13 protein-coding genes are annotated in these 14,729 nt (G+C 68.4%); 5 read left to right on the top strand and 8 right to left on the bottom strand.

The features are described from left to right. Window positions 1-1,157: serine/threonine protein kinase (locus G4D86_RS00065; protein WP_163988000.1), on the top strand; the 1,157-nt coding region annotated here is incomplete at its 5' end. Between the two features lie 42 nt (window positions 1,158-1,199). On the opposite strand, the gene G4D86_RS00060 is transcribed toward G4D86_RS00065, so the two are convergent. Then, window positions 1,200-1,418, bottom strand: coding sequence for a response regulator transcription factor (locus G4D86_RS00060; RefSeq protein WP_163987999.1), 219 nt, complete (start codon window positions 1,416-1,418; stop codon window positions 1,200-1,202). 42 nt (window positions 1,419-1,460) lie between these two features. On the opposite strand from G4D86_RS00060, the gene G4D86_RS00055 reads away from it, so the two are divergent. Beyond that, window positions 1,461-2,258, top strand: coding sequence for an alpha/beta fold hydrolase (locus G4D86_RS00055; RefSeq protein WP_163987997.1), 798 nt, complete (start codon window positions 1,461-1,463; stop codon window positions 2,256-2,258). Window positions 2,259-2,302: 44 nt separating this feature from the next. On the opposite strand, the gene G4D86_RS00050 is transcribed toward G4D86_RS00055, so the two are convergent. The 3 genes from G4D86_RS00050 to G4D86_RS00040 all read right to left on the bottom strand — a co-directional run bounded on the left by G4D86_RS00050 (window position 2,303) and on the right by G4D86_RS00040 (window position 5,488). Continuing rightward, complete coding sequence (locus G4D86_RS00050; RefSeq protein WP_163987995.1) at window positions 2,303-4,189, bottom strand: pyruvate kinase; 1,887 nt, start codon at window positions 4,187-4,189, stop codon at window positions 2,303-2,305. Window positions 4,190-4,271: 82 nt separating this feature from the next. Further along, the gene (locus tag G4D86_RS00045) at window positions 4,272-5,165 is read right to left on the bottom strand and encodes an MBL fold metallo-hydrolase (RefSeq protein WP_163987993.1); all 894 of its coding nucleotides are present in this window, start codon (window positions 5,163-5,165) and stop codon (window positions 4,272-4,274) included. Between the two features lie 11 nt (window positions 5,166-5,176). Next, complete coding sequence (locus tag G4D86_RS00040; RefSeq protein WP_240359958.1) at window positions 5,177-5,488, bottom strand: cupin domain-containing protein; 312 nt, start codon at window positions 5,486-5,488, stop codon at window positions 5,177-5,179. A 165-nt stretch (window positions 5,489-5,653) separates the two neighbouring features. On the opposite strand from G4D86_RS00040, the gene G4D86_RS00035 reads away from it, so the two are divergent. From G4D86_RS00035 to G4D86_RS00025, 3 genes are all read left to right on the top strand, one after another. Continuing rightward, window positions 5,654-6,571: a LysR substrate-binding domain-containing protein gene (locus tag G4D86_RS00035; protein WP_163987990.1), complete on the top strand. Its 918-nt coding sequence runs from the start codon at window positions 5,654-5,656 to the stop codon at window positions 6,569-6,571. Window positions 6,572-6,660: 89 nt separating this feature from the next. Beyond that, complete coding sequence (locus G4D86_RS00030) at window positions 6,661-7,131, top strand: NUDIX hydrolase (RefSeq protein ID WP_163989330.1); 471 nt, start codon at window positions 6,661-6,663, stop codon at window positions 7,129-7,131. Between the two features lie 425 nt (window positions 7,132-7,556). Continuing rightward, complete coding sequence (locus G4D86_RS00025; RefSeq protein ID WP_163987989.1) at window positions 7,557-7,955, top strand: VOC family protein; 399 nt, start codon at window positions 7,557-7,559, stop codon at window positions 7,953-7,955. Between the two features lie 33 nt (window positions 7,956-7,988). Here the strand turns inward: G4D86_RS00025 and G4D86_RS00020 are convergent, their stop codons facing one another. The 4 genes from G4D86_RS00020 to G4D86_RS00005 all read right to left on the bottom strand — a co-directional run bounded on the left by G4D86_RS00020 (window position 7,989) and on the right by G4D86_RS00005 (window position 14,135). After that, window positions 7,989-9,626: a GMC family oxidoreductase gene (locus G4D86_RS00020; RefSeq protein ID WP_163987988.1), complete on the bottom strand. Its 1,638-nt coding sequence runs from the start codon at window positions 9,624-9,626 to the stop codon at window positions 7,989-7,991. Between the two features lie 34 nt (window positions 9,627-9,660). Continuing rightward, entirely contained in the window at window positions 9,661-10,152 is a 492-nt protein-coding gene (locus G4D86_RS00015; RefSeq protein ID WP_163987987.1) for a YfiR family protein, read from the bottom strand. 142 nt (window positions 10,153-10,294) lie between these two features. After that, window positions 10,295-11,902 carry a methyl-accepting chemotaxis protein gene (locus G4D86_RS00010; RefSeq protein WP_163987986.1) on the bottom strand — a complete coding sequence of 536 codons (1,608 nt, stop codon included), beginning with the start codon at window positions 11,900-11,902 and terminating at the stop codon, window positions 10,295-10,297. Window positions 11,903-11,924: 22 nt separating this feature from the next. Then, a complete protein-coding gene (locus tag G4D86_RS00005) occupies window positions 11,925-14,135 on the bottom strand; it encodes a TonB-dependent receptor plug domain-containing protein (protein ID WP_163987985.1) in 2,211 nt (736 codons plus the stop codon). Window positions 14,136-14,729 lie beyond the last annotated feature (594 nt).

Raw genomic sequence — 14,729 nt, 5'->3', positions numbered from 1 at the left:
GGCTGGAGGGCCTGCCGCTGTATGAGTGGGCCCAGGCACAGCGCCCGTCTTCGCGACAGGTGCTTGAGCTTCTTGCCCGGCTGGCCCGAGCCCTGGACGCCACCCATGCGGCTGGCGGCCTCCACCGGGATGTGAAGGGTGAGAACATCCGCGTCCGGCGGGCAGATGGCCTGGCCTTCCTCATGGACTTCGGCTCCGGACACCACCTGGGGGCCTCCACGCTGACCTGGGACCTGTTTCCTCCCGGCACTCCGGCCTACCGCGCACCCGAGGCGTGGCGCTTCGTCCTGGGCTCCAGCAAGCCCCCGGCCCGCAAGCCCCCGGCGGTCCCGTATCCGCCGGGGCCCGCGGATGACGTCTTCGCCCTGGGTGTCACGGCCTATCGACTCGTCACCGGGAAGTACCCACCGTCGGCGCACCCGTGGGAGGAGGATGTCTGGCTCTGGGACCCCGAGGAGTTGGAGTCCTGGACGGCGCGAGTCTGCATCCCCCGCTGCATTCCGGAACTGAGCGCACTGGTGTCGCGGATGCTCTCGCCCCGCCCCGAGGCGCGAGGGAGCGCGCGGGAGGTGGCGCAAGCGCTCGAGAGGGCCGCGCGCCGCGCGGGACGTAAGGCGGATGTGCCGCTCTTCACAGGAGAAGAGCCGAGGCCCGCGGGCCTCTTTCCCAGCGCCCAGCGCGTCACGGTGCGGCGCCCTCCGCGCATGCGGAGGTGGCCCGGGTTGGCGGCCGCCGGCCTCGGAGGCGCACTGGCGCTGAGCGTCGGGGGGCTGCTGAGCGTGAGTCGCTCGGAGGAGCCCGAGACGGCTCACGTCGCGGAGCAGGAAGAGGCAAGGGATGCCGGCACCGTGGCCGTCGGGGACACCGCACTGACGGCACCGGTGGAGCCCGAGCGAGCCCCCTTCGTGTGGGCATCCATCGCGGTAGACGTGCCACCGAAGCCCTTCCCAGGGCAGCGGCGCCCGGACGGCAAGGGGCGCTGTCCCGGCAAGTTGCAGGTCGCCATCAACGGCGCTTGTTGGACGAAGCTGCCCGTGGACCTGAAGGACTGTGATGACGAGGACGGCGTTGAATACAGGGGCGCGTGCTACCAGCCCGCCATGATTCGGCAGCGGCCTTCCACCTCGGGCCCCGGGGCTCGGGACGACAATCCATAGCCGTCTGCTCCAGCGCCCGACCGATGACGCACAGCCCTGACCTCACGAGGAGCGGGCGGGCATCACCTCGTCGACCCGCTTCAGGAAGGCGCCAAGGTCGAAGGGCTTCTCCAGCACGGGGAGTGGGTAGCGGGCGACGAAATCGCGCGCCTCCGTGGACGTCACGCCCCCCGTGTAGAAGACGGTGCTCCGGGCGAGCGAGGCGTCCCGCGCGCACAGCTCGCGGTGGAAGGCCGGCCCTCCACCCTCCGGCATCGCCATTTAAACTTCCCTTACGAAGCCGCGGCAGGCAGGAACAGTTCCATGACGACCTGGATGAGTGGAGTCTGCGAAACGAACGGCATCAACATCCACTACCTCCGAACCGAAGGCGCCAACCCTCCCGTCGTTCTGCTCCATGGATTGATCGGGAACGGCGCCTGCTGGACTCCCCTGGCGCGCGTGCTCGAAGGTGAATTCGACGTCGTCATGCCCGACGCCAGAGGGCACGGCGGTTCGAGCGCGCCGCACCACGGCTACCGGTACGACGATCACGCGAGCGACGTCGTGGGCCTCATCCGCGGCCTGGAACTCTCTCGTCCGGTTCTGCTTGGCCACTCGATGGGCGGCATGACCGCCGCGGTGGTGGCGAGTCGAGGGGCGGGGGGCCTCCGCGGCCTCATCCTGGTCGACCCGACGTTCTTGAGCCCCGAGCGCCAACGCGAGGTGCGCGACAGCGACGTCGCCGATCAACACCGCCGGGCCCTCGGCCTACACAAGTCTGAGCTCGTTGCACAGGCCCGAGCCCGACACCCGCGTCGCTCGCCCGAGATCGTCGAGCTTCTTGCCGAGGCGAGACTGAAAACCCGCATGGGCGCCTTCGACGTTCTCACGCCGCCCAACCCCGAGTATCGCGACGTGGTGAGCGCGATTGACGTCCCGATCCTACTCGTCATCGGGGACAGCAGCCCCGTCGTCACGCTCGAGATGGCAACGGAACTGCGGAGCCTCAACCCACGCGTGCGAATCGAACAGGTACAGGACGCCGGCCACGGCCTTCCGTTTGAACAACCCGAGCGCCTGGGAGAGGTGGTCGCGTCGTTCTTGCGTGAGCTGGCTTAGCTGATGCAAGCGGATTGAAGGCGAGGGGCCCTTCCTGATGCATCTCAGGGGCCCGGGCTTTCGCTCATCAAGAGTGAAATCCTCAGGGGGCGGAAGAGGTTCCGCTTCTTGAACTGGTGTTGCTCCATCTTCCGCAGAATCGCATCCAGCGTCCGACAGGCGTCCACCACGTGCGCTCCCTTGTTGAGCATGACGCACTCCGCCTGGACCGACATGGAGGCGTCCGTAATCTCCGCTCGGGAAGGAATGCCGGTGCGTGCCAGGGTATCGAGGACCTGCGTGGCCCAGACGACGGGCAGGTGCGCGGCCTCGGCGAACCACATGATTTCCTGCTGGAGCTCCGCCAGGCGCTCGAAGCCGATTTCGACGGCCAGGTCGCCCCGCGCAATCATGAGGCCGACGGGGGAGTGCCGCATGGCCTCCAGCAGCAGCCCGGGAAGCGCTTGCAGCGCGTGAGCCGTCTCCAGCTTGACGATGATTCCCGGCATGCGCTGCCCCGCGACCGCGCGAATGGCGGCGATGGCTTCTCGCAGGTCGCTCGGGGTGCGGATGAATGACACGCCCAGGACATCCGCGAACTCCAGCACCCCCGGGAGCACCTCCAGGTCCTTGCGCGAGAGGACGCACGCGCGCAGGGCGCTGTCCGGGAAGTTGACGCCCTTCTCCGCCCGGACCTTGACGCGCTCCTTGAACGTCCTCACCACCCGTGCGGTCGCATGGCTCGCAGCGACCTCCTCGACCACCGCTTCCAGCTTGCCGTCGTCCAGGAGCACGCGCTGTCCCGGCTTGAGCTGCAGCGTGACGCCCGGCATGTCCAGGCCAAGCCTGGGCGGGACGTGCCACGCGGCCCCGTCGAGCGGCTCGCGCACCCCGGGTTGTCCTTCCACGGCCTCCATCCACAGCTGGAAGCGATCTCCGACGGACAGCTCGACGTAGCCGGGGCGCTGGGGGAGGGCGATGGGGAAGGCCCGGCCCAGCTCCTCGGCGCCACGCATCCAGACGAGCTCGGTCTCCGGCGTCAGGTAGCACGTGCTGTCGAGCTCGGCGAAGGCCAGGTGGGGCCCCACCTCCGTGATGAGGAAGCGCCGTTCCCGCTGGCGGCTGTCCCGGGTCTGCACGGCGTCTCCGACACGCATACCGTCGAGCCAGCCGACGGGCACGCGGAGCGGAAGGGGCGCCTCCTCGGGAGTGTGCGGGACGGAGGCACTGGCGCCGAGCAGGGGGATGCGCAGCGCGCCGACCACGCGCCCCAGCGCGTCCTTGCGCGGGCGATACCGGAGGACGGCCGGGCCCGGGGAGACGTGCGTGGTGCGAATCTTCGGCCCCTCGAGGTCCACGAGGACGCGCACCGGGCGCTCCATGCGACGGGCGACCCGCCGCACCACCTCGGCCGTGCGGCGCCACACGTCGGGCCTTCCGTGGGCGCTGTTGACGCGCAGGACGTTCATCCCCGCCTCGAGCAGGGCGGCGCACTCCTCCTCCGAGGGCGGCTCCGCGTCCGGGGCCGTCACCATGATGTACACGTGGCGCTCCCGCGGCCGGGGGCCCAGGAGCGACTCCGTGTGCTCGTGCAGGAGCCGCTCGGCCTCGCCGCGGCGCAGCCCTCCGGGGGAGGGGACGGGCGGGGAACCGGCGGGCGTTGGAGCGCCTCGTGCGAGGGAGTCCTCGATGCGCTGGACGAGCTCGTGGAGGCTGGAGAGGACGAAGCCCTCGCTGCGTCCCAGGGAGGTGAGCCCCAACTCGCTCAGCTTGGGCTGGAGCCGGCGCAGCTCGAGCTGCCTCAGTGCCACGTAGGCGAGCAGGTTCTCCGCGCTCGCGCGGTAGCCGGGCTGCACGGCCGCGAGTGCGCCGAGGTTCGCCTCGACGAAGCCAGCGACATGCCGCTGGACCTTGAGCACTTCCGCATGGATGTCTTCGAGCTGGCCTGACATGGGGCCCTCGCGTCGAGGTTCTCAGCTCAAACTTGCAGCCGATGTGCCGGGAAGGCACCGCCGGGGTGGCCCTTCGTCAGGCTCAGGTCCGGGGCTGCCAGGTCAGCCACTCCCCCGGGCGTGCCAGCTCCACGCTCACCTTCCGCTTCCGCGCCGCTGCCAGGAGCAGCGCTTCCGCGTCCGGGACCTCCTGGTAGTCCTCGGAGGCCGCGACGCCATAGTGGATGGGAACGAGGAGCCGGGCCCCCAGCACCACGGCCGCCGCGACCGCCTGCTCCGGTGTCAGGACGGCATGTACGTCGCTCACGGGCTTCCGCCAGCCGAAGCGTGCCCCGTTGATGGGCAGGAATGCCGCATCGAAGGGGCAGAACTGACGTCCGATGTGCCACCAGGAGCCGTGCCACAGCGTGTCGCCGCAGTGGATGATGCGACGGCCTCCTCCGGAGACAACCCAGGACACCTGGGGATCGCCGTAGCCGTCCTCTGCGGGAACGGCGGTGGCGGTGAAGTCATTGAGCAGGACGGGCTCGTAGAGCGGAGCGGAGCGCACTCGGAACCCCGCCGCGGAGGCCGCGGCGGCCGTGTCCGGGGCGCACACCAGCGTGCCAGTGTCCCCCAGCACCTTGCGAACGGCCACCCGGTCGAAGTGGTCGGGATGGCGATGGGTCACCAGCACGAAGCGCCCGCCGTCGGCCACGTCCAGGGGGACGAGCGGGTCCTTCAGCGCGGGCCCCCACACAGTGGGGTCGAGCAATGGATCCAGGAAGAGCGTGTCCCTCCCCAGTTGCATCCGCACTCCGGCCCAGGCCAGCCGCTGTGCGCGAAGCGCCGCGCTGTCGTCAGGCTTCGCCGCACGGCCCGTGCCAGGGGGCAGTAGCGCCGCACCCGCGGCGAGAGAGACCGCCGCGCGGAGGAAGTCCCGGCGGCCGGTCCGCTCGGGCCTTGTCGCCTCTGCCGATGCCTGGAATGGAGTCATGGCGTGTCTCCTCACCGGGCCGACGCGGGGGCAACGAGGTTGATGCCGAAGAGACGCACGCCAGTCTCGGTCCGCGGTTGGTGACGACTTCCCGGCGGGAAGAACAGGTACGAGCCCGGCCCCAGGCGCTGCTCTCCTTCGATGAGCTCACCGCTCACCACGAAGACCTCCTCGCCGGTGTCGTGGACGTCCACCGAGGGCCACTGACTCCCGGGGACCATGTCCACGACCCAGACCCGCACGTCACGGGTGCTCGGCAGGTCCCTGCGCAGACAGCCGGGGCCGACGATGACCGGTTCGATGTCGTCGATTCGCACGGACATCCATGGGGGTACCGCAGGGCTCTGCGCCCTCGGGAAGCTGTCTGTCTGGGGCATCCGTCCGCCTTCCTGGCAATGGGGCGCCAACATTAAGGAGGCCCATGTCCTGAGTGCAGCGAAACGATTTCGCGAAGTTGATGAACGGGATTCATGTGAAGCTGCCCTGGCATGCTCGAGCTTCGTCACTTCAAGCTGATTGCCGCGGTCGCCGACGCCGGAAGCCTGGCCGCGGCGAGCCGACATCTTCACCTCACTTCCTCGGCACTGAGCCACCAGCTCCGCGACGCCGAGGAGCGTCTGGGCGTGCAGCTCTTCCAGCGCCGCCAGCGACGTCTGCTCCTGACCGGCGCGGGCGAGAAACTGCTCAACTCGGCGCGTCGGGTCCTGAGCGAGGTGGCCCAGGCCGAGGCGCTCTGCCGCGCACACCCGCAGGATGACCTGCTCCGGCTCAGCACGGGCTGCTACACGGTGTATGGCTGGCTGCCGCCCATCCTGGGGCAGTGGCAGGCGGAGTACCCGCGCGCCGAGCTGCGCATCGTCCTGGAGGCCACGCGTCAGCCCCTCGACGCTCTGCTGAACGGCGGGCTGGATCTCGCGTTGACCACGGACGTCCCACGGCAAGCCCGCCTGGCGCAGACAGCGCTCTTCGAGGACGAGCTCCTGCTGGTGGTTCCCGCGGGCCACGCGCTGGCGCGGCGCGGCCATGTCACGGCGGAGGAGGTGGCGTCAGAGCACCTGCTCACCTATGCCGCGCCCCGGGAGCAGCTCGATGTCTTCACTCGCGTGCTCTGGCCGGCGAGCGTCGAGCCACAGCGGGTCTCACCCGTGCCCCTCACCGAGGCGCTCATCGAGCTGGTGCGAGGGGGTGTCGGCGTGACGGCGCTGCCCGGATGGATGCTGCCAGCCCAGCGCCATGGACTGCACGCCATCCGGCTCACGCCCCGCGGGATCCGCCGCCGCTGGAGCGCTGTCACCCGCACGTCCCGCCAGCGCCCCGCGTCGTTGACCCGCTTCATCCAGCTCCTGCGCGAGCGCTTCTCCTTGGGCGGACCGAAGGCTCCCCAGCTGCCGGTGGGCATCGTGTGACGAGCTGGGGTGCTCGATGGCAAGCGACGCACGGGCTGTTCGTACAGGCCCCACACCCGTCTGATGGACCACCAGCCTTGGAGAGGACGATAAGCGGCGGAGATGCTTGGCGCGGCAACGTGAAGGCCCGCCTGTATGAACGGGTCCGGGAGCGAGGCTACGACTCGCTCACCGCCTTTGCCGAGGCGCGCCCTGCTGTCCCGCTGTATGTGCTGGCTGATGAGCTGGGCAAGGACGATGTTGCTGCGGTGCAGGTGCTGAGCGGGTTGCTCGGCGAGGCAGAGCAGCGCAGGCAAGTCACACGCTTTGTGCGCGATGTTCTCGTGCGCCTCTTGTCGGAGAGTCTTCCAAGAGGTTGGCCGGCTGTGCTGGACGATACAAATCGCTTCAATGTTGCTGAGGCACTCGGGTCGTGGTTCGCCTACACCCCCGAAACCCATCAGGAGCGCGTAGACCAAGCCAGCGATGCGCTCCTCGCCACGCCGCCGCCGCCCGGCTGGCGCCCGCTCAGCCCCGACGACGAGTTGCTCCGCACTCTCTTGCCCGACGAGGAAGCCTGACCGGCAACGGCGGCTCCGCTAGCTGACGAGCGGGGGCGCCATGTTGCACGTATGTCGCAGGAACCTGCGGAACAGGCTGGAACAGGACGAGACGACAGGGGACGCGGCGGGATAACGAATCCGAATCACTCCGGGCGATTGCGAGGTAAGGGCGCGATTCTGCTGGGAGTTTCGCGCCGCCCGGCGCGGGTTCGATTCCCGCCGCCTCAAGCGCTGGGATGGGACTTCTCGGAGAGATGACGGTCGGCGCGGCGCGATGATGCGTTGGACTTTCGCCATCGCATCGTTATGTTCGCGGCGAGGTGTCCTCCGTCATGTGAAGGTTCCCGAGGCGGGGTGCTCATGGGAACGCCACGTGACGTCCCGGCGTGGGAGCCCCGCGCGTGGCGCCAGCGCTCGCGCGAGCCGATGGCGGGAGATGCTGCATGGACACGGAGAGGATGAAGCTGCGCGTGGCGCGGCCGACACGGAGCCTGGCGCAGGTGGTGCGCTTCTACCAGGAAGGGCTGGGCTTCGAGATTCTGGGAGGCTTCGAGGACCACGCGGGCTTCGACGGCGTGATGCTCGGACATCGGGGGGCGCCGTACCACCTGGAGTTCACGGTGGAGCGCGGACACGCGGCGCCGAGTGCGCCCACGGAGGAGAACCTGCTCGTCTTCTACGTCCCGGAGCGCGCCGTGTGGGAAGCCTGGGTGCGCCGCATGCAGACCGCGGGCTTCTCCCCCGTGCGCTCGCGCAACCCGTACTGGGACGTCCACGGGAAGACCTTCGAGGACTCGGATGGCTACCGCGTGGTGCTCTACCAGGGAGCGTGGACGCTTTGACGCGGCGCCTTCGCGTGGGAACTCACCCTTGCCTCAGTCGATCTCGAGGAGGAGCCTGCCAGCGCGATCGCCGACCATCATGGACGCCGCATTGGTGTTCCCCGAGGGGACGGTGGGCATGATGGCGCCGCTCGCCAGCCGCAGCCCCTGCACACCCTTGACCCGGAGCAGGGGATCCACCACGGCCAGGTCGTCCGTGCCCATCCGGCACGTCCCCACGGAATGGAAGTCGCTCTCGGAGAACTTCCGGATCGCCTCCTGGAGCTGCGCATCCGTGGAAACCTCTGGCCCTGGCGTGTGCTCCACGTCCTCCAACCAGTCGCGCAGCCCGGGCGCTCCGAGCAGCTGCCGGATGGCCTTGTAACCCTCGAGCTGGTTGGCCATGTCCTCGGGCGTGCCCAGGAAGTTCGGATCAATGAGCGGGGCGTCCTGGAAGTCCGCCGAGCGCAGCTTCACGCTCCCGCGGCTCGTCGGGTGCAGAGGGATGAGCCCCAACGCCACCGCTTCGGAGGGGTAGGAAGCCCAGCCATACCGCATGTAATACGCCTGGACCTGGAACTTCGGCATGCCTGGGCGCGGGCCTGCCCCGAAGAAGACGCTCACGTCCATGGTGGTGAGATGCGATGTCGGCTCCGGCTGCCGCAGCTTCCCCACCGCCACCGAGATGAGGTGGTCGTGCAGGTTCTTGCCCACGCCCGGCACCGCCGCCACCACCGGGATGCCATGGGGCGACAGCTCCGCCGGATCTCCAATCCCCGAGAGCATCAGCAACTGCGGCGTCTGAATGGTGCCCGCGCAGACGATGACCTCGCGCGAGGCCTTCAGCGTCTGCTCCACTCCATTCTGGTCCAGGACCACCCCTTCGGCCTTCGTGCCGCGCAAGGCGATGCGCTTCACGTGGGCACCCATGAGAATGCTCAGCCGGGGGTCGCCGACACTCGGCGCCAGGAGGGAGGAGAAGGCATCCAGGCGCCGGCCGTCCTCCGTCACGTTCAACTGCGTGTAACCCACGCCGAGCTGCTGCTCGCCGTTGTAGTCCGGGTTGGACGGATGGCCGAGGTTCGCGAACGCCTGGACCATGGCCTGGGATAGCGCATTGCGGGCCGTCAGCGCCGAGGTCGGCTGCATCGCCGCACGCACGTGCTGGAAGGAGGGCTGCACACCGTTGAAGTCCCAGCCAGGGCACCCCGCGGCGGCCCAGCCGTCGAAGTCGCCCTTGTTGCCATGCACCCAGACCATGCCGTTGATGGAGCTGCTTCCGCCCACCACCTTGCCGCTGGAGTAGGACTGCGGCTTGTCCATCAGCTCTCGCTGGGGCACGGACTTGTAGCCCCAATCCACCTCGGAGTCGGGCAGCGTCAGCTTCCAGGCCTGGGTGAAGTCGCGGACCTCCTCGCGGTCGTTCGATCCTCCCGCCTCGATCAGCAGGATGCGTGCCTTGGAGCTCGCAAGCAGCCTGGCAGCGAGCGTGCATCCCGCCGAGCCCGCCCCCACGATGATGTAGTCATATTCCGAGGTGGGCTCCGAGCAGCTGAAGAGCGTCTGGGCTCCCACGGTCGTGGCCGTCAGGCCGAGCAGCGTCAGGAAACCACGGCGGGAGATCCTCCCGGTCTGGAGCTGGCGGATGAGCTGCTCTTTGCCCGGCTGTGGGGAGGAGGTCTTCTTCGTCATGGTGGCAAACTCGCTGTGAAGGGAGACCGGGCCGCTACTTCACCATCTTCGCCAGGCGGAGCAGGTCACTGCTGAAGGAGACCCCCTCCTCGGCGCTGGCCTGCGGATTGATGAGGATGGTGTTCTTGTCCCCGGCGAGGACAATCCCCAGCGAGAGCCCCCTCTCGACCAGGGCAGCGGAACCCGTGATGGTGAGCACCTTCGCCGCGCGGCTGACCGCCTTGAGCGCGTCGACCTCGGCCTCGAGCCCTTCGCACACGAGGAGCGCGTCGAGCCCTTGTGTCGCGACGGCGCCCTTGAGGGACGCCGCATCGGTGTAGGCCAGCCGCACGACCTGGAGGGACATTCCCTGGACCCGGAGCGCCCCCAGCTTGGCCAGGGCATCCGTCCATTTCCTGGAGCTGTCGACGGAGCCGGCGTGGCCCTCCTTGAAGAGCACCGCCACGGTCAGCGAGCCACCCGCGCGCTTGGCGAGGTTGTTGTCGTAGGCAAGGGCCCGGAGGGTGATGACGGCCTGCCGGTCCACGAGGGGATCCGCTCCGGCGCGGCCGCTCGCCAGGAGGATTCCCAGGGGTAGCAGGACCCAGCCGGAAGCAAGATGGCGAGTGAGGGGACGGCCTGGATTCGAGGGAGTCATCGCGTTTCTGTCCGAAGCGGAGGAGAAGAAGTCAGATGCGGTAGTGATTGGCGACGTCGAGCACGGCCTTCGAGACGTCCTGGACGACCGTGATTGCATTCGCCATGGACTCGAGCCGGGCAACCGTCTGGGACATCTGACGTCCGAGGTCGTCAATGGCCGAGAAGATGTGGGTGATGCCAGTGTTCTGCTGGGAGACCGCGTTGGCGATCTGCTCGACCGCCTCGCGGTTGGCCTTCACGATGTGCGTCAGCTCCTGGAGGTTCTCGCCCGAGGACTGGACGCTCTCGAGCCCCTGCGCCACCTGGGCCGAACCGCTCTCGGTAATGGAGACCGCGGCGCGGATGGACTCGATGATGCCACCGAGGAGCTTGCGGACCTCCACGGTGCGCTGGATGGACTGGTCCGCGAGGCTGCGCACCTCCCGCGCGACCACCATGAAGCCCTTGCCGTGCTCACCGGCTCGCGCGGCTTCAATCGAAGCGTTGAGCGCGAGCATGTTCGACTGGTCCGCCAGGTCCTTCACCGTGGAAGTGATGTTGCCAATCCGCTGCGCGTGCCCGTCCAGGCTCGCGATGCGCTCGGCAATCTGCCCCACCTGCTTGCGAATGTGGCTCAACCCCTGGAGGCTCTTCTCGATGCTGCTCTCCCCGGACGTCCCGATGGACTCGGCCCGAGCGGCGACCCCGAGCACCGCCTCGGCGCGCTGGGTGGCCAGGTCCGCGGACAGACGGAGCTCCTGCGCCGAAGCCTGGGTGCCCTGGATGGCACGTGCCTGGTCTCGCACCATGCCCTCCTGCTCCTGCGACACCACCTTCAGCGCGGCGGTGTGCTCGGAGAGCCGGTGAGCGGACTCCTGGAGGGTCCGTGTGGCGCGGCGGAGCTGGGTGAGCATCACCGCGAACGAGCCGGCGAGCTGCTCGACCTCGTCGGAGGTGGAGCGATGCTCGAGAGAGGAGACGTAGGCGCTCGCTTGACGCTCGACCGCGTCGGCGCCGCCGAGCGCAAGCTCGGCCATGACCAGGTCCCCCTGGGAGATATGCTGGGCCACCGCGCGGAGCCGCTCCACCGGGCGCACCACCTGGGTGCCCACCAGGAAGGTCAACCCGAGCCCCACGAGGAACACCAGCCCGGATACGAGTCCCACGACGAGCAGGTTGCTGCGACGCTGGGCTTGGAGCGTCTGGAGGCTGAAGCCGAGCACCAGTTGCCCACGGGCGCCGGTGCGCCCGCTCACGGCCACGGCCACGTGGATGTCGCGCTCGGAGGAGGTGACCTGGGGCTGGTTGTCGGACGCCCTGGGCAGGGAGGCTGAGTCCGGAGCGGCCTCGGGCTTCCACGACGCCATCCGGCTGCCATCCTCGCGGAGGACGAGCGCGTACACCGCCCCCGGCGTGCCCGCCAGACCGCTCACCAGCTCCTCCGCGCGCGCCACATCATCGAAGTCGAGCGCCGGGGCCACAGCGGCTGACAGCACCGTGGCGATGCCCATGGCCCGCTCCTCCACGGAGGCCCGCGCGAGCGAGTCGAGCCGCGACGGGAAGAACGCCAGGAGAAACAATGCAATCGCAGCCAGAAGCGCCGCCTCCAGTGCGACGAACTTGACGCGCAGTGACTGCCGCTGGATGAACTTCCGCATGGATGACCGGTGACCAGCCCCACTAGTCATAGTTGAATGCCAGCTCCAGCATCGCCGTGCGCGGGTCCTGGGGGGTGTTGATGAACTCCAGCGGGCCGCCGGCACCCGGCATGTAATACCGGGCATCCAGCACGTTGCGGACGTCCAGGGCCAGGGAGAGCCCGTCGACAAAGAGGTCATCCGCTCGAAGCGCGACATCGACGACCGCGGAGGCAGGCGAGGTCAGCCGGTGGGATGGCTCTTCCGGGTTGCGCAGGGCCTGGGTGGACCGCGAGGCCCAGCGAACCCGGGGGGTGAAGCTGAAGGCACCGCGCTTCACGGTGATGCCGCCCTTCACCTTGTAGGGCACGTTGAACGGCATCTCGGTCCATCCATCCTCGGGCTTGTCGAAGCTCCTTCCCTGGGAGAGGCTGAAGGAACCCCACGGCTCGATTTCCGTGGCCCCCAGCTGCATCCGGTAGCGGAGCGAAACGCTTCCGCCGTAGAGCCTGGCCCGGCCCTCGCTCCGGAACTCCTCGTAGGACAGGATGTCCGCACCCGCGAACTCGGTGGGGCTTTCGACCGTGCGTGCGACGGTGATTCCGTTCACGGCGCTGAAGTAGCCATCGAGCTCGACGAGCAGGTCCTTGGCCATCAGCAGCGAGTAGTCGAACTCGACCGTGCGCGCCTTCATGGGGTCCAGGTCGGGGTTGGGGACATGGTACCAGTAGGCGAAGGGCCGGCCGGTGTTGGCATCGGCTCCCGCGAACGAGCCCCAGAAGGCATATTGGTACGCTGGCGGCGGCGCGAGGAAGGCCTCGCCGTAGAGCAGCTTCGCGGTGCTTCCCGACGTGAACTGGTAGACGACCCCCGCGCGCGGGTTGAAGGTATTGCCATACCGGGTGTCGTGGTCGAAGCGCATGCCCGCCGTGACGGCCAGGCTGCTCGTGAGCTGTGCCTGGGTCTGCAGGTAGCTGCCGAACGTCTGATAGCTGAGCTCGTAGTTCGGGAAGGGGATGGACGTTCCGAAGATGGTCTGCCCTTGCGCTCCCGAGGGCAGGTCCTCGTCGAACGGGGTGGAGAGGGCGCCCGTCTCGGGAAGCGCCTGGATGTAGGACCAGGACGCCCCCGCCACGAGGTCGATGTCGGGGGTCAGCGGGTAGGCCAGTTGTTCCCTGACGCTGAAGGACGTGTTCCTCGAATACTTGTACTGCGGCAGCCCCCCCGAGTACGCGTTGTTGTACGAGTACGACGGTGGCTTGGTGAAGATGGAGTAGTTGACCTCCGAGCTGGACTCGAGCTTCGGGAGGAACTCCTTGCGATAGGTCAGATAGAAGGTCTGCCACCGGTGCGGGGCCTCCGCGCCGTAGATGGTGAACTCCGGTCTCGCGCCCACGGACGTGAGCTGGGTGAACTGCCGCATGTCGTAGCCGACCGCCAGCTCCTTATCGAGCGTCAGCCGGGCGGCGATGGAGTAGCTCGACACCTTGTTGCTGAAGCGGTTGCCCGGAGTCGAAGCCAGGACGTTTCCGGTGAACGGGTCCCGCAGCTCGCCGAGGCCCTGGAAGTCTTCCCGATAGGCACTCGCGAGGTCCGGGGCATCCGAGGTGTGTTTGTGGGCCGTGAGGCTCAGCCGGGCGTGCTCGCCAATCTTCGTGAACGCCTTGGCGGCGCCGTAGCGCGTGTCGGCGCTCCCGTACGAGGCGGAGGCCGAGACGCCTTGGCTGGCTTCCTCTCGCCTGCTGACGATGTTGATGACGCCGACCAGCGCGTCGGCGCCGTACATGGCGGAAGCAGGACCGTAGATGACCTCCACGCGCTCGGCGTCGAAGAGCGGATAGTTGTCCTCGACGGGGGCCTCGTCGCCCGTCATCGCGTTGATTCGGACGCCGTCAACCAGGACCAGGAAACGATTGTTCCCCACCAGGCCGCGGACGGAGACCGCGCTCCGGGTCACCGGTGAGTAGTTGGTGAAGACGTCCACCTCCGGCATGTCCTGCAGGAGGTCTCGCAGGTTGATGTAGCGGCGCTGCAGAATCTGGCCGCGTGTGACGACGACCGAGCGTGCCGGGGCCCAGAGCAGCGGCTGGATGCGGCGGGTGACGGTGTCCACCTCGAGGTTGAGGAGCTCCTCGAGCGAGAGGTCGTCAATCTGGGTTGCCGAATCCGCGCGAGCGACCACCGGGCAGGCGAGTAGCGCGGCTCCCAGGGACCAGGCAGCGACGTTGTTCCAGGAGGGGGGGCGAGAACGCATGACGGGGGATGTCCTTTCCTGAACACAGAAATGTTGCAAGTGATGGACCGTGAGTGTTTCAGCGTGTGGGCTCCTCCTGCGTGCGTCTGGTTGAGAATCCCGTTTCCAAGATGCTGCGCCCACTCACTTGGAGGGCGGCTACCACGCATGGGGCCTGGCCGCCCTTGACCGGACGCACATGGCTCCTGCCGACCCCCCCTGGCAGCGCTGTGCGCGTGACTTCGTGTCTGAGTCATTTCCAGCGGGTGGGTTGCGTTTGACCGTGCCGGGGTGCGGGTATCAACGGATGTATCAGGGGAGGCTCACTCCGTGGCGCCCAGCCCTGCTGCGGCCGCCGTGGGGATGGAGAGGCCCCTGCGAAGCGCTCGGCTCGGCGGGCCGTGGTGCCGGGTCATTCTCAGCCCGGCCCGCTGGCCTCCAGGGCAGCACTGGGGGCGCTTCTTGAGGAGGCTCGGCGGAGTGCCGCGCTAGAGCGCCGAACAGGTTAGGTCACGCCGCGTGCTGGTAGCGCGCGGCGACCTCGAGGTTTTGGACGACCGCGAGTCGCCTGAGGTCAAAGAGGTTGCGGCGCGTGCCTCGGTAACGAGCCTTCGG

Source organism: Pyxidicoccus caerfyrddinensis, from assembly GCF_010894405.1.
GTDB lineage: Bacteria > Myxococcota > Myxococcia > Myxococcales > Myxococcaceae > Myxococcus > Myxococcus caerfyrddinensis.
The sequence above is the reverse complement of the archived record's forward strand: the minus strand, read 5'-3'. Positions and strand labels throughout refer to the sequence as shown.